Below are 23,504 nucleotides of genomic sequence, written 5' to 3'. Positions count from 1 at the left end.
TTCAGCGTCGCTGGACGGAGTCGTTACTGTCGCTCCACGGCCACAGCACGCGAGACTCTTGGGCGACGCTCAGTAAGCTGAGTGCGCCGCGCTGATGCCGCTCGCATCTAGCGCCGCGCCATCGTCGGACAGGAAAGTCGCCCGCTCGTTGGGGTGTTCCTACCACTACCGCGGACGGCGCACTCAAGAACGTCGCGGCCATTGGGTTCGCAGCCCAGAGGATACTGGGCAGGCGATATCGTGGCGGATGGCGGTGTCTCATCCGGCATTCAGCGCATTGTTGGAGGAAGGCAGGCAGATGCCACATACCGAGCAAAGCTCCCAGTCCAGTCCCTATTCGACCGGTGGCGGTGGGGTCCGACTGGAGCACGCATACGCCGCCTGCTTGATTGCCGCCTTCCTCGCCGGCGACGCCATAACCGAATTAGGGGACTCGTACTCACTCGACTCCATCCGCCTACAAGCCAGTGACACGAGCAACGTCGACGACATCCTCTTAGAAGGTCGAGATGCTCACGGCGAACTTCACCGAGCGTCTATCGCTGTGCGCAGAAGCCCCTCGCTCACGAGAAGTGATTCAGCCACTGTCCCACTGTTCCGAGACTTCCTGAGTCTGATCCTCGACCATAGGACTGCGGTCGATGCGGGACGTTGGAGGCTTGTACTCGCGGTATCCACCAACGCGAAGGCGGTCACCCAGATCGCAGAACTCGCCGAGCTTGCCCGCTCAGTTTCGAGCGCAGCGGAGTTTCAAGGCCGACTAGCGCAACCAGGACGCACGAATGCCGATATTCGCGGCCGATACGGGCACATCGAGGGTCTAGTTGAGCGAGCTGCAGACGACCTTGAGTCGGCGACCGGTGTAACCATCCCCGAACTCTCGTGGCGACTCCTGTCCAACCTCAGCGTTCGCTCACTTCACCTAGAGAGAACTGACCGCACCGACCGCACTGTGGCAGTGAATGCGCTGCAACGTGTTCTTCTCGACGGCACACCAGCCACGGCGGACGCACTTTTCTCGCGCATCGAGGAACTCGTGGGGACTTGGGCTTCACAAGCGGCGGTGCTGACTCAGCCGGTTATCCGACGCAGCTTGAGCGATTACGCGTTGGCAAGGTCTCCGAGGTTCGCAAGTGCCTGGCTCGCAATCGACCGTCTGGGATCGCGACTTCGTGACTCGATCAGCCCCGCATTACGGGTTGGATCTCGAACCTTGGAACTTGAGCGGCTGTCCGAGCGCGTGCGCGTCGAGACGGCGATGCGGTCGGTCGGCAGCTCGGGAGGTTCACTGGTCATCACTGGTGATCCCGATATCGGCAAGACTGCGCTCTCTCTCCGAGTTGCGGAGGCGCTTCGCCGCGCGGGCGCCGCAGTGACCACACTCAGCTTGCGCGACTTACCCCAGAGCGTGGCAGACTTCGAGGTCTCGCTCGAGGGTTTTTCGCTTGATGACGTACTAGCTGCCGGCGAAGCGCGAGCAATCAAGCTCATCGTGATCGACGGCGCTGAGGCGGTCCTTGAAGGCAAAGCGGCCATGTTGGAGGCACTGTCCACGGCGGCTTTGAAAGCCGGCTCTGGAGTCGTAGCTGTCACTCGTACCGACGGATCCAGGCGGACCGCAGACGTCCTCAGGAGATCACGCGAACTGGTCGGAACTAGCACTCCGCCCGCTGAGTTGATGCTTGGTCCACTGACCCAGGGCGAACGCAATCAACTCGCCGCGACATTTATGCCGCTCGCGCGCCTCGGCAGCGACGGACGCACGAGCTGGTTACTCGGTCGCCCGGGCCTCGTCGACGCCCTTCTACGTGCGGGCGAAGAACTCGACCCCGCCGCCCTCCTCTGCGAAGCCGACGTGTTCAGTACGGTGTGGCGCAGTCTGATCCGCAAAGATGAGGATCGTACGAGTGGAACTGCTTCACCGGACGACCGCGAACAGGCAGCTTTGTCTGTCGCGAAGCGCAGTCTCGGCCTACCTGCAGATTTCGTTCCCGGAAGTGCTGCCGCGGAGTTGCGATCGGTTGGGGTCACACGGTCACCAAATAATCCCGCTCTGACCCCGGGCGACGAGTTCTCGACCGACCTGTTCCGCGATTTCGCACTGTGCCGACTTCTCATCCGCGAGGGCTGGGAGATATTGGCGACGGCTGGCGCGCCACGCTGGGCCATACGCGCGACGCGTCTCGGGTGTCAAGCAGCGCTGCTAACAAGTGACACCATAAGCGCCTGGAGCACGCTGAGTACGCAGTTCTCACTGATTTCCGATGCCAACGGAGTGCGATGGTCAGAAGTTCCATTCGAAGCGCTTCTGACCCTCGGCAATGCGGACGCGGCCATTCGTGAACTCTGGGATACCTTGACCAAGGGTGACGGCGCTGCGCTGGCAACTCTTCTCCGACTCGCTGAGGGGCGCTACGTCGACGGCACAGTGGGAGATCCTTTCGCGCTGGCGCCAATAGTCCGGGTGGCGTTTTGTGAACGCTTCACCGTTGAACGGACCGGGCACTTTGCACGTGACAAAATTCGAAGATCCATCGACAACTTGGTTCTCGCGTGGCTACGTGGGTTGGCGCTCTCTTGCCTCCAGCCCGACGGGCTCCGCCAAGCCGTTCGTGACGCGATCTTAGCGGAGGATCCACCGCGCTATGACGCTTTCTCGATCGAGGCGCTCGCAACGCTCGGTCCAGATCTCGACGATCGATCCGACGCATGGCTCCGTGCCGTGGCAAGAGATCGACCCGGTAGCCTGCATCCCGCCGTTGAGTCATTCACCGTGTCACACAGCATGTCGAAGGCACGCCCTGATCTGCTGCTACATCTTGCCGAGGCGTACTACATCGAGTTGCCGAACCCTCGCGACCGCCGGAGAGGGCGTCGCGAACTCGACGACGGAATCCGGGTCCTCAATCACGGGATCGGGGTGGATTCCCCCGCGGCGGCGTGGCACTACGGGCCATTCTTCAGCCTGCTCAACAGCAGCCGGCCCTTCGAGACGATTGGCTTCATCAATCGGATGCTCGACCATGCGGCGAGGTTCCGCGTCGCCAAATCGTCCTCGTATCGGGACAGTGCCGCCGCCTCAGGAGATACTGAGGCAGTCCTTCTCAACATCCCAGGCGTCGGCGAGCGACGGTTCGTTGGGGACAGCCACGTCTGGGCCTGGTATCGCGGCACCAGCGTCGGCCCTTACGCCTGCATGAGCGCGCTTCTCGCGCTCGAGCGATTCAGTGACGTTCTGCTTGAGCAGTTCGATGTTCCCGCGCAGAGAATCGTGGAGCTCCTGCTCACGGACTGCTACAACTTGGCGGTCCCGGGCTTGGTTGTTGGCTTCCTGATCCGTCACCCGGAAGCGGCAGACCGCCTATTAGACGGATTCTTAGTCTCTCCGGCAGTGTGGCGCTTAGAGAGTGCGCGTGTCACCGGTGATTATGGGTTTCGAGTACGGGACCCCGATGCTGACAAGTTGTCCGGTTCCGACCGACGACGCTATACATTTCATGAAATCGTCGGAGAGATGGTGGCCAGCGCCCGACTCACCGGTGATAACGAGCGCATCGAAGAACTCGAATTACTCGGCGACAGACTAGTCGCATCCGCTCGCGACACCTCGAGCGACACCGACTCTGACTACCTGGCCGTGGCGGAAAGTTGGGCTGCGGAGTTCCGCATCGAGAACTACCGAACCAGTTCCGTCGGCGACCGACCGGTGATTTACTTCGAAAGACCGGAACCACTCGAGCAACGCTTGGCTCCGCGTAACGCGGAACTTCAGACAACCAATCTGCTTTATGGCCTTCAGAACCGGTATGGGCCCTTCAACGATTATCCCGATGGCTGGCCTGTCGACAACTTGGCCAACGATTTAACAACTGCACGTGCGATTGAGGCGGACTCATCCGCTCTTGAAGACGTCCTCTGGCCCGAGGATGCGCTCGTCTCTGTTGCCGCCGCCGCATTGCACTCTCACGCCTTTGGGCTTGCAATAGTTAGTCAATCCGATCTCGGCTGGGCTGCCGAAGCCGTCTTGCGCGCCGCCGAGAGCCCTCGAATCGACGAAATGAGCCACCCGGAGTCGACATTCCCGATGGGCGCTGATCGCGCGGCAGCGGCGACGGTCCCCCTTATGCTCCTCGCCCCGTTCGATGGCCTGGATCTGGAGCCGGGACGCGTTGAAAACGCCCTACGAGCCCTTGCAACCAGCTTCTTCGACGAGGTTCGCGCGATCTATGTGAAGGGCTGCGCACCTCTTTGGCGCGAGAATTGTACGTCAACGGACAGCGACGGTAGTTGCCGCCGACACTCTGCGGCCTGGTCAGCCGCAGTGGCAGGGCTTCATGATTGCCGACTGGGGCCGCTGGACGACGTGACTGGGAGCAGCGATCCGGATCCGCTTTTGCCACCCTACGAGAATGCTTTACCTGCCATCCCCGACGAGTCGCTACTTGTTAACCGGCTACGCATGCCACTGAGTTGCATGGTCGACGCGAGGCCGACACTCTGCCTACGAGACGAGGTGGAAGTCCTCTGGGCTCCGCTTTGGGATGCCTACACTCGCGGGCTAAAGCATTGGTGGGAGGAGGGCTACGACCACCAAGAACTGGTCAAGCACGAACCAGTCGCCAGGCGGATGATCGAGGTTGCCCTCACGGCGGACCGAGATTTAGTGAGAACGTCTATCGAGCGACTGGCCACGAATTCGGGGGCTTTACATCTTCTGTTCGCGAGCTTCGCAACTGTATTCACGTACGATGATCAGTGTCGGTCTTCGATGTCTGGATTCTGGCCATGGGCTCTAGAGGCTGCGCTGGTAGCCGTTGGCGATGGAAGAGATCTCCGGGCTGAACGCCATTGGTTCGACTATATGGTCGCCGCACTTATGCCGACTCCCACGCTACATTCCTGGGATACCGACATCGATAGTACACTCAAGCGCGCGCGCAGAGATTGGATTCAGCCCGAGCACCTTGGCGCTCTCGCCGGGAGCTGGCTTCAACTCGCCCGACAACAGCCGCAGGCCGTTGACGCGGTTATCAAGTTTAGCAAAAGCGCTCCGATAAACTGGCAAACGACGACGGCGTTGGAGTGGATTGAAACCATTATCGACGAGCGCTACGATCTCATTGCGAACCACCTCTATTACCTGGAAGACTGGCTCAGCGAGATGCGCTCCGCCGGAGTGATCCTTGGAGCAGCGAAGGTAACGTATCATCGAATTCTCGATGGGCTTGCTGCAGCCGGAGACCGTGCAGGCGTTCGCCTTCAGCAACTCGACGAATAGCGCTCCCCCAGCGACCTCATGTCCCCGAGCCTCACCCCCGGCAGTTCTCGTGGCTCCTTCCTGGCCGTGAGGTTCACGGAGCCGTCGCTGGGCACGCGGCTGACCGCCCTACGGAGTAGAGCTCGAAGCTGACAGGAACGACGTTAGCGCGGACTGAAACCGCTCTGGATCGACGTTCGCTTCCCATCCGTGCGGCGCGCTCGCCGTTTCGAGGAGAGTCATGTTCGGATGCGCGGCCGCGAACTCCTTCGTGAGCTCGAAAGGTATCTCGTCGTCGCCTCGAGAGTGCAGGACGAGAGTCGGTACGCGGAAGTTGTAACTCTTGCTCCAATCAAGGCGACGGAAGTCGAGTGGGGTCCGCATCCCGATGATCCTCCTGCCGATCTGGGATTGCACGGCCCAGGTAACGATCGGGCCCAGGAGGCTCGGTAATCCCGCTCGCTCTATACCGTGTCGGACGATTCGGCTCCAGTTGGTCGCTGGGGCTATGAGAACGAGTCGCTCGAAGGCTCCGGGCTCGCGGCGCAGCAACTCGAGCGCGACTCCTGCGCCCATCGACCAGGCCACAACGTATACCTCAGGCGCGCCGCAGGATCGGGCGAATCCGATTGCGTCGGCCAAGTCGCTCCACTCTCGCTGGCCGAGGTAGGAGACAGCGGCGACAGGCCCATCGCCGGCGCCACGGTAGGTGATTACGAGGGACGTAAGTCCGGCGCGCTCAACCGCCTCGACCGAGCGAAGAGCCACTAGACGGGACGTACGGATCCCTTGAACGTGAATGACCCACGGCGCGTCCGGTTGGAACCCGCGGAAGAGCCATGCCGGCGCAGCTGTGCCGTCGCGGAGTGGGATCGTGATGTTTTCCCACTTCGGGTCGATCTCTGACGGGCTGTGCATGACGTGTCCGGTCCACTGCGCCTTGAATGGCTTTGTCGGAACCGCGGCCGTCGTTTTCACGAGACAGCGGACCACGCGTTGCTCGTCCGAATTCTCGACGGCGCCGACGAGGGCGTGGTGCTCGAAGTTCGGTCCGAACCAGAGCCCGTAGGTGCCAGGCGCCATCGTGAGGGTGCTTCGAGGCAACTCGATCGTCTCGCCGACGCGGCGTGCGACTACCACTTTCCGACGCGGGGCAACTCCGACCACTCGTCGAGCGAGCTTCCGGATGAACCAAGCGGCAGGCCCGAACACGAGGGTGAGCCCGGCGACTACGATGACGGCGGGGATCACGCGGTAACTTCCTTCGGTTCGACGCTCGTCATTCTGAGTACGGTGGGCGCCTTCATCTGCCGATCGAGCACCTCCGCGGCTGCTCGCAGCAGCACTCGCTCCCTTGCGGTCAGCGGTTGGCTGTTCGCGATGTCGGTGAGGCGCACGGCAAGTCGGTACGCTTCATGCACGGGATCCTCGTCGGGGATGGCGGCGAGCGTCATGCCGCGACCGACATTCGCGCGTTTTAGGAGTCGACCGAGGGCGGCATGCACCGGCCTCCGAATCACCCGAGCGACCGCGAAAGCGATGATGCCGGAACACACGAGGACCACTCCCCCGTAGAACGGGAGTGTGAACAGGTTCCCGACTAACTCGACGGCAGGAGTCTGGCCCTGCCGCGCGACGCGGAGCGTGAGGTAGATGATTTCGACGAGGCTCGCGGCGATGATCGCCCACGCTCCGACGCGGATCAGTACGTAGGGGCGGGGTGTACGCGCATGGATGGCCGCAAGCATGCGGATCATGATGACCACCACCCACGCCATATAGATCGACGCATACGCCCACATGCCCAGTTGGGCGGCATGCTCCTTCACGAAGTCGCCGGACGTCGAGCCGCGGTCGGGGATCAGGAAGAAGGGGATGGTGAAGGAGACGAGCATCGCGGGCAGTTCCCAGAGGCTCCGCATGTGGAAGCGCGTCCCGTCCAGAGTGCGCGAAGCCTGCATGACGAACCAGAACGCGGTCGTCGCCAGCAGATTTTGCACGAGGTTCACGACATTGGAGCCACCGAGCGACCCGTCGACGACCGGGATAGGAACAACCACGCCCACCATGAAGACGGCCCCTAGGCCGGCCATCGTCGCGAACCAGGTCAGTCGACTGGAGGGTTCCCGCACTGCCGAGGGCAGTCGCATCAACGTGAGTACCAGCAGCGCCAGAAACGCGACCGTCTCGATCCGAATGTGCACTATCCGAACACCGCCTCGTCGCGGCCGTGGCGCGGACGGAGCACGAGACGAGAGAGCATCTGCGAGAGCTTCTCGGCCTCAGCTTCCATCACAAGCTCGGTATCACCGAAGTCGAGGTCGGCCTAACCGAGCACCCCCGCACCCGACGGTTCCCTCTCCCGGCGGAGGGCCCACCCTCGGCGCTGCCGTTGATGCAGGAACGAGCCCGCCGGGCGTTAGTGGCGCCGCAATCACCGTCGCCGCGGACGCGGCCCCGAGCAGCCGGTGGTTCGATTTCACGATCAACTCCGATCCTGAAACACACGATTCTCGGCACGGCAGTCCTGCAATTTCGTTACCGGGAGCGTCCTGAGAGGAACCAGCCGTTCGAACCACGCCCCCGGTAGTAGGGCGCACTTCGCCGACCTCCGGTCTCCGCGACCGTTCACCGAAGCCACTGATCGGTCACCGGCGTGCCGCGTGTGAGCGACTGGCACATCGGCATTCCCGTGCTCCGCAGGCTTGCCGCGTGCGCAGTCGGCATTGCGGTAGCGGTTGGTGTCGCGTCTGCAGACGTTCGGGAGCCGGTGCTGGCCGAGAATCGAGCCTGACCTTCGTCGGGGTCGATGCTGATGCAACTGCTGCCCGGCACCTGCATCCGCTCCCGGCGCCAGCGGGGCAGCCGCACCCTCGACGGGTCGCCCACCCCACGGGCTGTGCCGCCGCACGCTAGTAGCGCACCGCCGCGCCCTTGTCCCCACCCATCACGTCGACGCCGGCTAGGGGCAGACTCTCCGACAACGGCTGCGCGCGATGGATCACGAGCACAGCCGAGGCAACATCGAGGAACAGGCCTAGTGCGATGCCACCGATCCCGAGAGCACGGTGCAGCCGCTGAAAGCCGCATCACCGGCACGCCTTAATAAGTCCGCGTCAAATGTGAATTGCGTCGAGAAGGATGCTGGTGGGCTGGGGATTGACGTCTTCTCGCGGCGCGTGCGGTACCAACAGCGGCGGGGGCCGGCCTGTGAGGCGTACCAGAAACACCGCCCCATATTCACGAGGACCGCTGCTCGCCACTCAATTCTTCGAGAACCTCCGTCTTGAGGGGAAAGGGGTTCAGCGCGGCTGCTTCGCGGCTTAGATGTTCGATGTCCGTCGAGTTCCAATGCGCGGCGGTCGTAGCTAGTATCAGCCGGTCGGCGCGAAGTACCTCAGCGATTCGGAGCAACTTCTGCGTTTGGGCGCCACGTTTTCTCGCTGCGAACGCGCCGTTGGACTTGGCCTCGACAATGACAACCTCGCCGTCGACGCTCGCAACCACATCGATTTCTGCGACGGCTTCGTTTGTCTCCAACTCGAAGAATTCCAGTTCCGGTGTGTCCAAGTACTTTCGAGCTTTTGCCCTGAGATGACCGGCTGCCAGTAGCGGAACGTCGCCGTTAGATTTGAGGAGCTCGCGGAAAGTCGCGAACAGGTCGTAGTACCAGGTTGGCTCCGCGCCTTCGCGCCAGCGTTCCGAGATCAGAGCATTGAGACTCGCGCACTGCGGGCATTCAAACTGCTGGCCAAGGCGGTCAGCGTCCACGAAGGAAGGGCGTCCACATTCTTGGCAGCCGAGGATGAGCCCCCGCCGGAGCAGCCGAGCCTTTGCGAGGTTGTCGATGATATCAACTGTTGCGTCCGAAGAACCCGGAACAAGATCGTCAATGGCAGCGAACGACAGGTACGGGTCGACGCCTAGAACGACTGTGCCCGGCGTGCGCCGGCGGGGTGGCGCATCGCGAGCGATGAAGGCGCGAAGCATGGCTCTGGTCGGGCCCGCCACGAGGTCAAGTAGCGCTTCCCGGGATCCTAGCCGCTGTCGCACGAGTTCGGCCTGCCGGCCGGGAGCAGATAGGCGCACGCCTAGACCCGCAGGCTCGGCCATGCTGGTCACCCATGCGCGGGTTGAAAGCGACCTCAGTCGGGGCTTCCCTAACCGCCCCTTGAGGAATGTGCCGCTTGAGACAAAGCCCATGGAGGACGGGTCGTATGAAAACCCATCTTTGCTCGAACGGAGGTTGACCTCGGGGAAGATTCCATCCTCGATGACCACTGCGCCCGCTGGGAGGTCGCGAGCACGTGGAGCGTGCGCCCGTTCGAGTGTCACGTCCACGTACCAGTACGGAGCTTGCCCCGAATCACCGGAGTAAAGAAGTTCACTCGGGACGGGACTTTCGAGACCGGTTAGCGCGTTGCGCGAACCGTCTTCCAGTTCCTCCATCGGCAACACGATGGTTGTACCGAGGTGCTCGCGCATTACGTATTCCGAGTTCCCACGGTCCAGATTCGCCTGCCGCACCTGAACGGTCGTTCGCGCTTCCGATCGGTTGCGCGGTCTGGTTCGTTGGAACCCGTATCTCGACTCCTGCAAGCGCTCCGCCGCCTCCGAGATTCTTTCTGGGCTCAGAGAAGTGGAGGTAACAACTAAGTGACTCGCGGCCCGCTCCAGCTTCGAGGTGAGCCGCCACATGGTCGACATGATGTGGGCCTCGAAAAAGTCCTGGTCGTCGAGCAGGGCGGTTGTCAGCCAGACACCCCTCCCAAGAAGTCTGTCGTAGGCGAGCGCAAGCGCGAAGTCCGCGCCAGTGTCCCCGACAACTACAGCTGCACCGTCTCGGGCATGACCGCGCCACACCCTCACAAGTCCCTGGTCAGCCACAAACCAGGACTCCAAGCCGGCCGTCTCCGTTGGTCTCTCGCCCAGGTTGTTCCAGATGAGCGACGCGGGCGGATCTGCCTGTTGAGCGAGCGCCCATTCGAGCGTCTCGGCCCCCGGCTCAGGCCTTTCCCACGACTCCTCGTGAGCAATTCCGACCTGAAGCGCAGCGAGAAGGCCGATGTCGGTTCGCCACGAGATCGACGCCGCTAGTCGCAAAGAACGGGCAGGGATGGGCGCAGCGGCGAGTCCCCGCGGGTACGGATCCGATCGATTCGGGCGCCCCAACTCAGTCAAAGTTTCTATCTGCCGTGACTCTTCTTCGCGCGACAGGGGAATCGAACGCAAAGGCGAGCACCAAGATGCGACCGTAGCCCGAGCCCTCACACCTGCGGGGTCACCCACCTCCCCGTGCATGTTCCTGACGGCCTCCTCCCTTTCCGCCTCGTCGCTGACGTTCGAGAATTGGATCGCGTCTGGGTACCACTCCGCGAACTGTCGAAGGCTCACTTCGAGGGTCACCACATGGTCTGGGTCGTAAGCCCGCACAATCGCAGCGAAGACAGCCGAAGGATCACCCGACTCGCGGTCGTAGGGCACTAGGATGAACCCGCCGCCGCCCCAGTACTCCGACGCCGTCGCAACTGCCTGCATTGTCCATTCACGCCATAAGTGGTCGTCCGGCACGAGGATCGCGACCCTCGGCGGCCGCAGGGCAAGGTGCGCAGGAACAAACGACACTTTCGTTGATGTCACGGTTCGATTCAATCTTGGTCGTAGATCCTGTGCACTCACAACGCGCCGTCGACCAGTTGAAAGCGCGAGGCGGCTGTTGTCAACTCCGTCGAGTCCGCTCACCCAACTGAGAGCGCGTATCTCTGATAAAGGCCGTGCTTGGGGTCGGTGATGTGACGTGGATCTTCGGCGTCGGTTTCGCACCGGCCGAGCGCTCGCCGGCCCGGACGTCGAGGGCGGCGAGCGGAACAGACACCGCGACGAGTGTCCGCGGGTCGGTGTTGCCGCGAACATAGGCGGCGATCGTTCCATCGCGCCCGGGCGAGTTCACCGCGAAGAAGATCGGCCACGACCTCGCGCGAACGGAGTACGAGGTGGATCGCACTCGTCGCGTATCGGCGGACAGCTCCGAGCGATCCACTTCCAACATGCGACAGGTGATCGCACACCACATCGCGCCGACTCGCTAGTTCATCGCTGGACTCGCCCGCTGATGGACCGGCCCGCGCGCACCGCTCGGCACATCGTCACCGGTGTGGCAGCCCACGCTGAGCGAAAGTGACGCTTCTGAACGCGTCATGCCCCGCCCAATCCAACCCCAGGGGCCATGAACAAGACGCTTCGCCGGATCGTAGACTCCACGGCATGACTTCGAGTAGGGCACTTGCGCCAATGGCGGCGACCGATGGAGAGCTACGGGAGGCCGGCGTAGACCCCGCTGCCAAGCGGGGCGAGCCGCCGCTCGGCTACATCCATTCAGACCAGATTTCCGTTTGGGTCGGGATAGAGAGAATCGATGGTCTGATCAGCACGAGCGGTGCGCATATCGGGCCGTACAGATCGTGGGGCAAAGAGACGCTCGACGGGAAGCCCGTCTTCGTCAACGCGGAGCGGCTCATCGTGATCGAGCTATAGCAGGATCGGCGATGCGACGGCCGCCACCTGCGTGGAGCCGGACCGTGGCTGTTCGCAAGATTAGGGCTCGCGCTGTCGCGCGACGGTTCTCATTCCCACATGCTCTACGGCCATGGGCCAAACGACCAACAAACAACTCCGATAATGACATTCGGTCGTCGAGGAAGGAAAAGCAGCGCGATTCACCCCCACCGTAAGGGCGGACCGGCCAGCTAGCTGACTTCAAGGTCCTCCAGATAGCCACCAGCCCACAAACACTCATCGGCACCAACCTCCGCGGGCTCTCCCGGTTCTACTGGCAGGGGCCGGTGATCCTCTGGGCAGGCGAATACAAACTCCACGGGGAGTGACGCCGACACGGCGGTAGACGGCTTTCTTCGACCGGCCTGCGGACGCGAGTGACAATCAGAGGCGGCTCGCGAACTCGGAGTACACATCAGTAGCCGCCTTGCTCGTGCAACAGCTGGGCTTCCGCTCGACGCCCGTCTCCTACTTCATGAACGATCGCAATGAGGCGCAGCGCGTCATCTTCTTCCACCACGCACTCCAGCTTCGCGCGCACATCGGCAATCTCGGAGATCGGACGCGGCGACTTGAGTCCATCTCGAGAAGACCGTGCTTACTGTTTGCGCTCGTTTCCCTCCCAGACGTAAATCATCCGCGCGTGGATCATGGCGTTCCTCGCTTCCAGGGAGTCTTTGGCGTCAGGGAGCCATCGTCCCAGCGACGCGGGTCTTCAACCCCTGCAGCGTCTGAAAACGCACGAGCGAGGCCGGGCCGTTTCAGTGCTGTGCGCACCTGAGACACTCCGCGCTTTTCCGGGTCTGAGACACCGTGGACCTCATGGCCGAGCGAGCTCGCGACACCATAGAAATTCCTTCGATCACTCCGGCCAGCACGGTGATCTTCCCCAGCTCACCGACAATCTCGTCAGGCACGGTCGTCACGCTACTCGCGAGACTGACCGTTTCCGCCACGCAGCCACTTTGAGATCCACACCTGCACAGTGGTTCCTTGTCGGCCGTAACTCCTCACCGAAGTCGCATGCACGCAACGCCGGTGAATGCAGCATCTCAGCCGGAGGCAGAGGAGTACCCGGGACAGCCGCATTCAAAGCGCGTCTCGTCTCATCTCGTCTCCTCTCGTCGCGCCCGCCGGAACTGCGGCACCGAACCGCGATGCCTTGAGCCGCTGGCGAAGCCGCGGTTCGAGCCCCAAGCTCCACGCCGTCGAGCGCAGCTGAATGGTCCCGACATCGCACCGGCCGTCGACGGTCATACCGTTGTGCCACCGCATCGCGATCTCTCTCTGCCTCGGCCAGCTGACACGACGCACGCTACTGGACGCTCGGGGCGTAGACCGGGCGGTGGTAGCCAGCTGCTGGCTATCCTCGAGCAAGGCGGGTGGCGCAGGATGAATCGACTCGAATGAATCCCCGAAGCGCGTATCCCCGGCGATGACTGAGACCCCACCATCTCGAGACTCACGAACCGAACACCTTCATGCACCTTCGCATGCCGTAACGCAGATCAGCGTTCAGAAGATGCCGAGCCACGCAGTGGTCTTACACTCGCGCCTGGTTACAGGTCGAACACGGCAAACGCGTCTCGCAGTTTCGGCCTCCCCGTTCCGACCTAACCCTCGTTTTCTTGAACCGGGACCAAGTTGACTTCACCGCGAGCGTCCCGCGCTCCCAACTAGAGGCACGGTAGGCTATGCGCACTCGTAACGGCTCCCCTCAAGGGTCGGTCGACGTCGGAGTAAGTGAGAAGGTTAGCTCTTGGCGAGGTCAGGGCCGGCCCGTGGGGCGAATCTTATCGATCCCGAACCTCGACGCGGCAACGAACCCTAGGAAACCACGTTCAAGGAGTCTCACTGTGGCCCGTCTGGTAATCTATTCCGCTGGCTTGGTTATCGCATCGTTGGTGATGTTGCGGTCGGATCCAGCCGAGGGATGGTTATTTGCAATCTCTAGCGGCCTGGTTATCGGCTTCTTCATACCTTTGCTCGACACGTTGATAATCCATCACCGCTATCTCAAGATCGCCTGGTACTCTTTAAAGTCTTGGCGAAGCCGTGTACGAATCTCCGCGTCCTATCTATATCGCATACACATCGACGGGGACTATCTGCTCGTAAAGGGCCATCGGTTCGACCATTATCAGCCAGCCGGGGGTGTCTATAAGGCGCACCCATCCTCTTACGGCACACTCAACGAGATGCGGGTCCTAAACGACGATTTGCTGGTCCCAGATGAGGTCAGTGAACATGATTTGCGGGTGCGCGTTCCCGGCAAACATTTATTCGCGTTCATACGATGGTTCGAGAGTGGCCGCGGACGCGAAACGGATGGATGGCGCGAATTCTACGAGGAACTTATCGCTACAGGGATCCTGTCGCACGAAACCTTCGGCTTCATTAAGTACGACCGAATCACGCGTCTCTACCATCCGATGAGATACAGCCCCTGGGCTAGCAGTCAGGAATTACTGATTGCCGACATATTCGAGCTGATCCCGACGCCCGCTCAGCATGCCGAACTACGGCATTTGAAGACTGTGCGCGACCCCCGATTCTTGTGGGTTTCCGAGAATCAGATACGTCGACTCGGAGCTGCGGACGGCGCAAGCAGTCAAACGACTAGGATTGCCGAGACGGCCGTGTGGACCATTGACGCCTCGATCTAACGCCGCGCGACTGCTACGACGCTCCGAGCACCGCGCTACCTCCTCATCGGGCGCGTCAACTTGAGTGATACGAGATTTAGCTCGTTCCCCAGCCCACTCGCATCAGTGAGATCCCTGGACGAAGACGTAGTGCTCGCTGAGCACATGACAAAGTCGTGACCGCGGCTCTTTTGCTCACGGAACCATCAGCACCCCTGCAAGCATCGAAAGTTTGATGCGAGGAAGTCGGCAGTGTAGTTGCTCATAAGGCAGCGCTTCTTGCGTGAGTGTATCGTCTTGGACGTCGCACTGCAGGCCATTTCCTAGATTGCCTTCTGCACGCAATCGCCGGGCGTTCATCTATCGACATCGTTGACTCGGACTAGCGCGTTACCGAAGGGCGCCGTCTCAGAACGGTCTCCGGAGGCTCCTTCAACCGGAAGCAGTTCGTCGCCGTCCACGGCTCAACTCAGAGGGACATCTTCGTACTCCTGCTCGAGGAGCGAGTCGGTGTCTTCTTCATCGTCTACGGGCAACGGAACCGTAGACGCCTCTGACAAATCCGCGTCGTTGAGGAACGCTAGAAGCGCTTCCTCACGACGCATCCGTCGTCCGCGATCGGTAGCCGCTCGCTCGACCGATTCACGATACGTGGAAACAGCTAACGGCTCGCCGTCACGAGGGGGCGCGGAGACGAGATCCGAGAACTCGACCAGACGCGACTTGATGTGGGCAATTGACCCGTCGACGAGTGGGATTTGTCCGCGCGTGATCATCAATAACAACGTGTAGAAGTCGGACTTGCGGTACCAGCGGGTTCTATCCATATGCGGCAGAGGAAAGGCATCGACGAGCGCGTTCAGGCTCCGGTTGAAGACCTCGAGCACAGCGTCCGCGCCGGGGAGTCCGGCCGCGTAACGCCGGTAGTATTCGTCGAGGTCGTCCTTCTTGTTCTGCGGGAAGTGCAAGTGTCCGATTACCAGCTCTGAGACATACTCGCTGTCGAGCATACGCCGCTGCTGCAGCTTGGTGAACATCCGAATGTGATCCCACGCCTTGTGCTTAACAAGACTTTCAACTGCTGCAAGTAAGCCGCCTTGGTAAATGGAATACCGCAATTCCTGTGCATTGAGCGCCACGTTCGATTGGTTCAACCGATGGAAGAGGTGGCGAACCTGCTTGTCTTCTGCGTCCTCCAAGTCTCGCACAATCAATTTGTATTTTCGGATCCTGAGACGTTCAGTCTCGGTAAGTTGGCTGAATTTCTTGGAAAACCAAGGGGTGTCCGCCAGTGAGTGTAGCGGCGCTAGCTTATTAGTGTCGAAGGTAACCGCAAATGCGTCGGCCATGAATTCGAGGCAGGCGCGCAATCTCTGCTGGCCGTCCACTACGGCGACGACCTGCCGCAATCCATCATCGATTGACTGCACGTACACCTCGGGAACCGGGTACCCCCGAAGCACCGAGTCGATAAGGAACGCTTTCTCCTCGTTCACCCACACAGGTCTGCGTTGGAATCCAGGACGTAGGTCGAGTGTGCCGGCGTCGTTCTGCTCGGCGAACCAAGCCAGGGTTTGGTGGCTAGTGTTGAGAAAATTACTGCTATTCGCCATCTTGGGCCGCCTTATTCTCCGGATTGTTTGTCAAGTAAATCTTGTATGCACTCATCGCCGCAATTTGTGTCTGACGTAGGGCGGCGTAATCTCGATAAATGCGAACCTTCATCAGCCGCCCCTGAAGCCCACTAGGCAGCAACGTCTGTGTCCGCTGCATCGCAGACTGCCACTCGTCTCCGAACGGGAGGTAGCTGAGGAAGTAGTCGGTAGCGATGACGCCCTCGAAAACGTAGTGGGCTCGATGAGCGTCGAACCGTTCGCGCATTTTTCCGTCCAGACCAGTCAGGAAGTTTGGGTTTGTTCTCCGGAACCATCTCCACGAGACGTCGAAGTGATGTGTGGATATCACCGCAACGTCAACATCCGACTTCGAGTGAAACATTGCGTATTGTTTGTCCGCGCTAAGGCTCCGCCCTGTCGCAGCACTGCCCACAAGGGCGATGTCCTTACCGTCAAGTCCGAACCCCTCCGCAATCGAGTCGCGCCAAAGGAGGTACTGCGTCTTGGACTCAAACTTGAAGGGGAGCCGGTCAAGTACCCCGAGGGACACTCCATCGTGCGGGCTGTGCGCAGCGGCCAGGGCGTCGAAGCCCTGGACGGTGATCGGTGACCAGTCGGTCAAAATGCCCTCCCTACCTCGGCACAGACTAGCGTGCCGATGCCACTGTCTCCTGTCACGGAGGCAGTGCGCTAGTTCTGCGTAACATGCGCGCCCCACCCGACCGACGCGCGTGATTCCTGGAATCGGAGGGGTTGCTGTTTCACCATCTACTCGGTCCGCGACCGTATCGCGTCCTCCAATCGAGTAGGTATAACGTACTGAAGCGATGCCCAGCAGCCAAGAACTTTTGGAGCCGATGCGGAGGAAAAGGGACACGAGCACGGGCACGGGCACGGCCGGAACTGCGGTGTCAAAGCTACGGGGAGTGTGGAGCGCGTCAGATGGCCGGGACGGCCCATTGCCGGTCCTAACCGATCGCCTTTGTACACTGCAGATGGCATGCCCCCAACAACAGCGGGCAGACCGCTACGCACCGCACATCGCGCTAATGGCCCGCTACGTCGACGATTTGCGAGAAATCGACCTCGGGTTCGTGCCATACGTCGCGCCCCACTTGGTCGCACTGGAGCATGTGCACTCAGCATTCTCCGCGACCCTGGGCCAGCTACACAGGACGAGGTGGGTAGCGGCTTCATCTGCGTCGAGAACGATGACGAGTCAGCGGAGCTGCAAGCTGGCCTGCTCCACGCAGTCGGCCTGTCCGCCGCAGATCCGCTGCTTCGGAATACATACCCCTGGTACATCAATCGCGCTCCGAAAGCCCCTGAATCCGACGCAGGCGTCCAGACGGTGCTGCGCCTCATGGACCTCACGCCGATGCTCCGGGTCGTCCTGCTTCAAGGCAGGGATGCCGAGCGTGCTTGGCGCCGGCTTCTCGTCGGCACCCGAACATCGAGACAGAGCGCAGTCTTACCCTCGTGCACAGCTGCTACCTGTCGCCGCCGGCGCTGTTCGTGAAGGACCGCGACGAGCGAGCGCGTCGCGTCGCTCGTCGCAGCGACGCGTTTCACGACGTGGCAGAAATCCTGGCCGATAGCTGACGTGGTCCAGACAGTTGGACTTAATGGCGCGCGGACTCTTCAATTCCTGAATCCAGTATCCCGACCGTCGTTGCCCATGCACTGAGCTGGCGCCGCCAGAACGCGTACGGCCCAAATGAATGGCTGACAGGATTTCGACCTGCGGCCAGCCCCTCGTCCACACATGGCATCATGCACTCGGCATGATCAGGTGGACAGGAAACCCGGTAGCACAGCGACCTTTAATTCAAGTCGCGGGCACGTGTGATCAGCCCTGAGGCGAAGGCCCGGTGCAACTGGCTCTGCTCCGGTGAACCGAGCCAAGACACCAGCGGCAGGAGTCCGACGTCGGATGATGGCGAGCGTCACTCCGCCACGAGTGAGACCGGGGTCTCGTGAAGTCCATGCCTACGCTCCGAAGTTGTGCATCCGTGCGGCGCCATGAACGCCGTGGCGTTGACGCGGCACCACTCCCACGCGACTCCGTGCGTCTCACATTCACGACCCCAGCAGCTCATCCAGGATCTGCGCCGTCACAGGGTCGACGACCTCGGCCGACACGACGTAGCTGGTCCGGGTGATCTGCTCGTTCGCGTGCCCGAGTAGCCGTGAGTCGACGGTGATGCCAGCAGCGCGTTCCACGAGAGTTGCCGCCGTCCTTCGGTAGAGATGCGTCGTGTACTCCTCGACGGGGACGCCGAGTGCAATGAGCGCCAGCCGCTCGTCGCCGATGAAGGTTCGCAGTAGCCGTTCGTGTTGCTCACGCTCAACGAGCGGCCGGTGGCCGTCGGGAACAGAAACGCGTCTTCGTGCGGCTCGGCCAGAGCTAGGCGCCTGCGCACCGCGGCCGCAGCCATCGAGGGCAGTGCAATAGTTCGTCGCTGGCGCGACCGCTTCGGTGAGTCCTTTCGGTATGTGCCCTCGGTGCGATTGGACACGATAGTGCCGTTCACGATCACCGTGGGTGGGCTGGTCGTCATATCGACGTCGCGGCGCCGCAGGCCGATGCACTCGCCGACGCGCATGGAGGTGCCGAGCATGATGTCCATGCCGTCGATCAGCGCCCGGTAGTTGGGCCGTGGTCCGTAGGGCCGATCCCATCGCTCCATGAGTTCACGGATGCCGTCAATCTGCTTCGGCGTGAGAGCCGAATCCTTCTTCGGCGCCGTCGGCATCCGCTGAGCGTCGCGCACTGGGTTGCTTGGCATGGCGCCGTCTCGCACCGCATGGCTGCAGACCATGCTGAGCACGGAGCGCGCTCGTCTGGCCTTGGAGATGGACTCGTCGGCGAGGAGTTGTTGCAGGATTCGATCGCAGCGGCCGGCCGTAAGGTTCCCGAGCTTCACTGCGCCGCATCGAGGCACAAGCAGCAGGCGCGCGATCGCCTCGTACGACTCGTATGTCGAGTACGAGAGGCTGCCGGACTTCGCACGGGTGCGGATCTGCGGCAACCAGGCGGCGATCGCATCGGCGAGTGTGTTGGACGGCAGGAGGTCCGGGACGGCGCCCGTGGAGATCGTTGTGGCCCGCTTCCGAAGCGCCGTGCGCGCATCCGCCTCGGTGGCCGCCGTTACCGACAGTTGATGGAGATTCCCTCCGTCGTCGCGGGCGTTCGCGCGGGCTCGGTACAGGCCGCCGGCGAGGAGCGTCACGTTGATCTTGCCCATCGTGCCGGGCTCGAGCTGTGGCCTAGCCATGTCGTTGCTCCCGCACCCAGTCGATCACGTCGTCAATGTTGTAGCGCACGTGTCGGCCGAGCTTGGAGTACGGCGGCCCGGAGTGTGTGAGCCGCCAGTCTTCGAGCGTCCGCTCGGGCACTCGGAGGAGTTCGGCGACCTCGAGCTGGGTGAGGTACGTCGGGGTGATCTGGGTCATCTCGTTCATACCCATGAGGTGCGCGCGTGCCGCCGGGAGCACCCAGAAGGCATCCTGGCCGGCCCGCGTCAATCGGGGCAGCCGACTGTCGGACGTCCGTGACAGGGGGTTTTTGGTGTCGTTTATGGTAATTCGGACCGGAAACGACACCAGTGAGAGGGTGGGCGAAGGGTGATATCGCCGCGGAATCTCGCGCCTAACAGTGCTGGGGTACCTGGACTCGAACCAAGAACAACTGAACCAGAATCAGCCGTGTTGCCAATTACACCATACCCCAAGGCGCCAGCCGGAACCGGGCCGTCGGCAAGCTTAGCTCACGATGGGCCGGGGTACCAAAACGGGCGGTGGGAGGGTTCCGGGGCGGTCCCTCGCGGCGTCGTTCCTTCGCGTGACACGTGCCGTTGCGTCCCTTTGACAGGCTCAGGGACCGTGACCGATGCGCGGGTTCGATGGGTCCGCGCATCGGCTTGCGTCCCTTCGACACGCTCAGGGACCGTGGTGGCCGACGTCCCCGCCGTGGAGCCCAGGAGCGTGACCACCTGCGTCCCTTCGGCGAGCTCAGGAACGTGGTGGAACCGGTGGCTGCGGCGAGCTAGGCGCGATTGAGCGACGGAGCCGGCGCAGCGAGGGCGAGGTCTCGGTTGACCGTGGCTGCGACTCGGGCGCCTGCGCCTGCCGCGATGATGAGTTGTTGCGGGCCCGGCTGGGTGGAGTCGCCCGCCGCGTAGACGCCCGGGAGGGAGCTGCGGCCGTGGGCATCCGTGGTGACGAAGCCCTCGTCGTTCGTGTCCAGGCCGAGGTCCGTGGCGAAGGCCAGGGACGGCTGGTAGATCGGGCGGAGGAAGGCGACCGAGCGCGGGATGACCTCGCCGTCCTCGAGGCGGATGCCGGTGAGGCCCGTGCGGTCGCCCTCGACGTCCGCGACGCGGCGGCGCTCCACGCGGATGCCCCGCTCGGCCAACAGGGCCTCGTCGGCGTCCGTGACGGTGCCGACGCCGTTGGGAAAGACCACGATGTCCGGCGACCACTGGGCAAGCAGCAGGGCGCGCTCGGCGAGGTCGTCCGTCTCCCCGATGAGGGCGAGCGGCTTGTCGCGCGCCTCGTAGCCGTCGCACTCCATGCAGCTGTGCGCGGTCGTGCCGTAGAAGGCGCGCAAGGACGGCAGCTCGGGCATGACCTCGACGACGCCCGTGGCGATCACGACGGTTCGCGTGGTCACCGTGCGGTTCGGGGCGCCGCGTACGCCAGTCGCGGCGACGGTGAACCCGTCGGCGGCGGGCGTGATGCTTTTGGCGAGCGCGAGCTGGAACTCGCCCTCCGGATACGCCTCGATCTCAGCTTGGCCGAGCTTGCGGAGCTCGAGGGGCGAGACGCCGTCGCGGGTCAGAAAGCCGTGGGAGTGAAGCGTCGCCGCGTTGCGGGGGCGGTTGCTGTCGAGCACGAGCGTGCGGCGACGCGCACGCACGAGGTTCAGGGCGACGGAGAGGCCGCCGGGGCCCGCGCCGATCACGACGGCGTCGTAGTGGCCCTCACCACCGTCGGATCCTGCACCGGCAGGAACAGTCACGGCAGGCGCCACGTCGGCACCGGCAGCAGCGCCAGCATCAGCACCCGCACTCGCAACACCCGCACCCGCACCGCGCTCACCCCGGCCCGCACCGGAACGCGGGCCGATGACGACCTCAGGCATCGGCGAGGCGGCCGGCGAGGCCGCGCAGTCGCGTGAGGGTCTCCGCCTTGCCGAGGATCTGCATGGACTCGAACAACGGCGGCGAGATGCGGCGGCCGGAGACGCCGACGCGCAGCGGGCCGAACGCGACGCGGGGCTTCAGCCCCATCCCGATGACGAGGGCGTTCTGCAGCATCGCCTGGATCATGTCGTGCTCCCACTCCGCCTCGGGGATCTCCTCGAGTGCGGCGTCCGCGGCCTCGAGCACGTGCGGCGCGTCGGCCTTGAGCGAGGAGACCGCGTCGTCGTCGTAGGTGAGCGACTCGGCGTCGGTGAACAGGAAGCCGAGCAGGTCCGGCGCCTCGCCGAGCAGCGCCATGCGCTCCTGCACGAGCGGGGCGGCCTCGGCGAGGATCGCGGCCTGCTCCTCGGTGGGCGGGTCGCTCACGATGCCAGCGGCGGCGAGGTACGGCACGAGGCGCGCGGTGAAGATCTCGAGCGGAAGCAGCCGGATGTGGTCGCCGTTGATGGACTCGGCCTTCTTCAGGTCGAAGCGGGCCGGGTTGGGGTTCACGTTCACGACGTCGAAGGCCTCGACCATCTCCTCGAGGGAGAACACGTCGCGGTCGTGCGCGAGCGACCAGCCGAGCAGGGCCAGGTAGTTGATGAGCCCCTCGGGGATGAAGCCGCGGTCGCGGTGATGGAACAGGTTCGACTCGGGGTCGCGCTTGGAGAGCTTCTTGTTGCCCTCCCCCATCACGTAGGGCAGGTGGCCGAACTGCGGCACCCACTCGGCGACGCCGATGTCGATGAGCGCGTGGTACAGAGCAATCTGCCGCGGGGTGGAGGAGAGAAGGTCCTCGCCGCGCAGCACGTGCGTGACGCGCATGAGCGCGTCGTCAACGGGGTTCACGAGCGTGTAGAGCGGGTGTCCGTTCGGGCGCACGACGACGAAGTCGCTGAACGAGCCGGCCGGGAAGGTGATGTCGCCGCGCACGAGGTCGGTGAATGAGAGGTCCTCGTCGGACACGCGCAGGCGCAGCGCGGGCTGGCGGCCCTCGGCGCGGTACGCCTCGCGCTGCTCCTCGGTGAGGTCGCGCTCGAAGTTGTCGTAGCCGAGCTTCGGGTCGCGGCCGAGCGACACGTTGCGGGCCTCGATCTCCTCGCCCGTGGCGAAGCTCTCGTAGAGGTGGCCGGACGCCTTCAGCTTCTCGATGATCTCGAAGTACAGGCCATAGCGCTGGGACTGGCGGTACGGCGCGTGCGGTCCCCCGACGCCCTCGCCCTCGTCCCAGTCGAGGTGCAGCCAGCGCAGGCCGTCGAGCAACTGCTCGTAGCTCTCCTCGGAGTCGCGCGCCGCGTCCGTGTCCTCGACGCGGAAGATGAGCTTGCCGCCGGTGTGCCTCGCGTACGCCCAGTTGAACAGGGCGGTGCGGATGAGGCCGACGTGCGGGGTGCCGGTCGGCGACGGGCAGAACCGCACGCGGACATCGGCGCCGGTGGCGGTGGACACGGGGTGCGAGGAGGAGGAAGACATACTGGCGTCGATTCTACGGGCCGCAGTATCGCGACAGCCGCAGACGGAGCTCCTCGGACACGCCATCCGCCACGAGATCGGAGCCGCAGCGCACGAGCACGGTCGCGGCCGACTCGGACGGGTCGAATCCCACGACGTAGCCGGCGCCGAGCGGCGACCCGTCGCAGGCGGTGACCGTGAACGGCACGCGGTGCTGATCGCCGAGGTAGCCGATCACGTACGACGCCTCCACGTCCTCCGCCGGGCCGAATGAGCGGATGGTGATGGAGTTGCCGAAGGTCGGCGAGACGATGCGGTCCGCCCGCATCCGCTCGAGCAGGATCGCGGCCCACGCCTCCCGGTCCAAGAGCGCCGCGACGTCTCCCTCGATCCGCGCCCCGTTGTCGAGGTCGAGGTCCCAGAGGGTGAGCGGCTGCTCCTCCGCCCCGCTGCTGCCGCCCGGGCGCACGGTGAGGGTGCGGACCGCGAGCAGGCGGCCCTGCTCCCCCGGCTCGGGCGCACCGATGGCGATGCCGACCCGGTCAAGCGTGCACCCCGGTGGCAGGAGCGCCTGGGGCTCCGGACGGGGCGACGTGCGGACGCCACCGAACGAGGGCGCATCCGTCGCCTGCGCAGAGTCCCCGTCCGGCGGGGCGAAGTCGTCCGGGCCGTAGACGCACCCCGACAGCAGCAAAGACGTGGACAGCGCGCAGGCCAGGCCGAGCGCGATCGGGCCGGCCGCAGCGCCGCGGCCGCTTCGCCACGCCATGGGAGCGCCTTCTTCCCGCCA

General features: G+C 63.3%; 14 protein-coding genes and 1 tRNA gene. 3 read left to right on the top strand and 12 right to left on the bottom strand.

Annotated features, from left to right (window positions below; all coding sequences use genetic code 11):
* Positions 1 to 247 precede the first annotated feature (247 nt).
* A complete protein-coding gene (locus DAI20_RS18455) occupies positions 248 to 5,278 on the top strand; it encodes a P-loop NTPase family protein (RefSeq protein WP_159084957.1) in 5,031 nt (1,676 codons plus the stop codon).
* 108 nt (positions 5,279 to 5,386) lie between these two features.
* On the opposite strand, the gene DAI20_RS07400 is transcribed toward DAI20_RS18455, so the two are convergent.
* The 3 genes from DAI20_RS07400 to DAI20_RS07390 form a co-directional block, all read right to left on the bottom strand.
* Complete coding sequence (locus DAI20_RS07400) at positions 5,387 to 6,508, bottom strand: alpha/beta hydrolase (RefSeq protein WP_108249952.1); 1,122 nt, start codon at positions 6,506 to 6,508, stop codon at positions 5,387 to 5,389.
* Positions 6,505 to 7,461, bottom strand: a complete 957-nt coding sequence (locus DAI20_RS07395) for a hypothetical protein (RefSeq protein WP_108249951.1) — start codon at positions 7,459 to 7,461, stop codon at positions 6,505 to 6,507. Before DAI20_RS07395 ends, DAI20_RS07400 begins: the two co-directional genes overlap by 4 nt.
* A gap of 1,036 nt (positions 7,462 to 8,497) precedes the next feature.
* Positions 8,498 to 10,897: a hypothetical protein gene (locus DAI20_RS07390; RefSeq protein WP_159084956.1), complete on the bottom strand. Its 2,400-nt coding sequence runs from the start codon at positions 10,895 to 10,897 to the stop codon at positions 8,498 to 8,500.
* 624 nt (positions 10,898 to 11,521) lie between these two features.
* Here DAI20_RS07390 and DAI20_RS07385 point away from each other — a divergent pair.
* Complete coding sequence (locus tag DAI20_RS07385) at positions 11,522 to 11,791, top strand: hypothetical protein (protein WP_159084955.1); 270 nt, start codon at positions 11,522 to 11,524, stop codon at positions 11,789 to 11,791.
* A gap of 436 nt (positions 11,792 to 12,227) precedes the next feature.
* On the opposite strand, the gene DAI20_RS19060 is transcribed toward DAI20_RS07385, so the two are convergent.
* The gene (locus DAI20_RS19060; RefSeq protein WP_306766463.1) at positions 12,228 to 12,353 is read right to left on the bottom strand and encodes a hypothetical protein; all 126 of its coding nucleotides are present in this window, start codon (positions 12,351 to 12,353) and stop codon (positions 12,228 to 12,230) included.
* A gap of 1,315 nt (positions 12,354 to 13,668) precedes the next feature.
* On the opposite strand from DAI20_RS19060, the gene DAI20_RS07375 reads away from it, so the two are divergent.
* Complete coding sequence (locus DAI20_RS07375; protein ID WP_108249947.1) at positions 13,669 to 14,478, top strand: SMODS-associated NUDIX domain-containing protein; 810 nt, start codon at positions 13,669 to 13,671, stop codon at positions 14,476 to 14,478.
* 443 nt (positions 14,479 to 14,921) lie between these two features.
* On the opposite strand, the gene DAI20_RS07370 is transcribed toward DAI20_RS07375, so the two are convergent.
* From DAI20_RS07370 to DAI20_RS07335, 8 genes are all read right to left on the bottom strand, one after another.
* Complete coding sequence (locus tag DAI20_RS07370; protein ID WP_108249946.1) at positions 14,922 to 16,070, bottom strand: DUF262 domain-containing protein; 1,149 nt, start codon at positions 16,068 to 16,070, stop codon at positions 14,922 to 14,924.
* Positions 16,060 to 16,695 carry a hypothetical protein gene (locus tag DAI20_RS07365; protein ID WP_108249945.1) on the bottom strand — a complete coding sequence of 212 codons (636 nt, stop codon included), beginning with the start codon at positions 16,693 to 16,695 and terminating at the stop codon, positions 16,060 to 16,062. The genes DAI20_RS07370 and DAI20_RS07365 overlap by 11 nt, the downstream gene beginning before the upstream one ends.
* A 1,492-nt stretch (positions 16,696 to 18,187) precedes the next feature.
* Positions 18,188 to 19,321 carry a tyrosine-type recombinase/integrase gene (locus tag DAI20_RS07360; protein WP_240605964.1) on the bottom strand — a complete coding sequence of 378 codons (1,134 nt, stop codon included), beginning with the start codon at positions 19,319 to 19,321 and terminating at the stop codon, positions 18,188 to 18,190.
* Between the two features lie 22 nt (positions 19,322 to 19,343).
* Positions 19,344 to 19,601, bottom strand: coding sequence for a helix-turn-helix transcriptional regulator (locus DAI20_RS07355; protein ID WP_240605963.1), 258 nt, complete (start codon positions 19,599 to 19,601; stop codon positions 19,344 to 19,346).
* A gap of 133 nt (positions 19,602 to 19,734) precedes the next feature.
* Positions 19,735 to 19,806, bottom strand: a tRNA-Gln gene (locus DAI20_RS07350).
* Positions 19,807 to 20,121: 315 nt separating this feature from the next.
* On the bottom strand, positions 20,122 to 21,096 hold the full coding sequence (locus tag DAI20_RS07345; RefSeq protein ID WP_108249944.1) for an NAD(P)/FAD-dependent oxidoreductase: 975 nt from the start codon (positions 21,094 to 21,096) through the stop codon (positions 20,122 to 20,124).
* 115 nt (positions 21,097 to 21,211) lie between these two features.
* Positions 21,212 to 22,735, bottom strand: coding sequence for a glutamate--tRNA ligase (gene gltX / locus DAI20_RS07340; protein ID WP_108249943.1), 1,524 nt, complete (start codon positions 22,733 to 22,735; stop codon positions 21,212 to 21,214).
* Between the two features lie 13 nt (positions 22,736 to 22,748).
* Positions 22,749 to 23,483, bottom strand: a complete 735-nt coding sequence (locus DAI20_RS07335) for a hypothetical protein (RefSeq protein WP_108249942.1) — start codon at positions 23,481 to 23,483, stop codon at positions 22,749 to 22,751.
* Positions 23,484 to 23,504 lie beyond the last annotated feature (21 nt).

Origin of the sequence: Planctomonas deserti, assembly GCF_003067705.1 — a bacterium.
GTDB lineage: Bacteria > Actinomycetota > Actinomycetes > Actinomycetales > Microbacteriaceae > Planctomonas > Planctomonas deserti.
The sequence above is the reverse complement of the archived record's forward strand: the minus strand, read 5'-3'. Positions and strand labels throughout refer to the sequence as shown.

Coding starts and splice junctions, on each gene's coding strand:
- gltX (WP_108249943.1), bottom strand. CDS start 22,735: ATGTCTTCCTCCTCCTCGCACCCCGTGTCCACCGCCACCGGCGCCGAT.
- DAI20_RS07370 (WP_108249946.1), bottom strand. CDS start 16,070: ATGGCGAATAGCAGTAATTTTCTCAACACTAGCCACCAAACCCTGGCT.
- DAI20_RS07385 (WP_159084955.1), top strand. CDS start 11,522: ATGACTTCGAGTAGGGCACTTGCGCCAATGGCGGCGACCGATGGAGAG.
- DAI20_RS07335 (WP_108249942.1), bottom strand. CDS start 23,483: ATGGCGTGGCGAAGCGGCCGCGGCGCTGCGGCCGGCCCGATCGCGCTC.
- DAI20_RS18455 (WP_159084957.1), top strand. CDS start 248: ATGGCGGTGTCTCATCCGGCATTCAGCGCATTGTTGGAGGAAGGCAGG.
- DAI20_RS07360 (WP_240605964.1), bottom strand. CDS start 19,321: ATGGGCAAGATCAACGTGACGCTCCTCGCCGGCGGCCTGTACCGAGCC.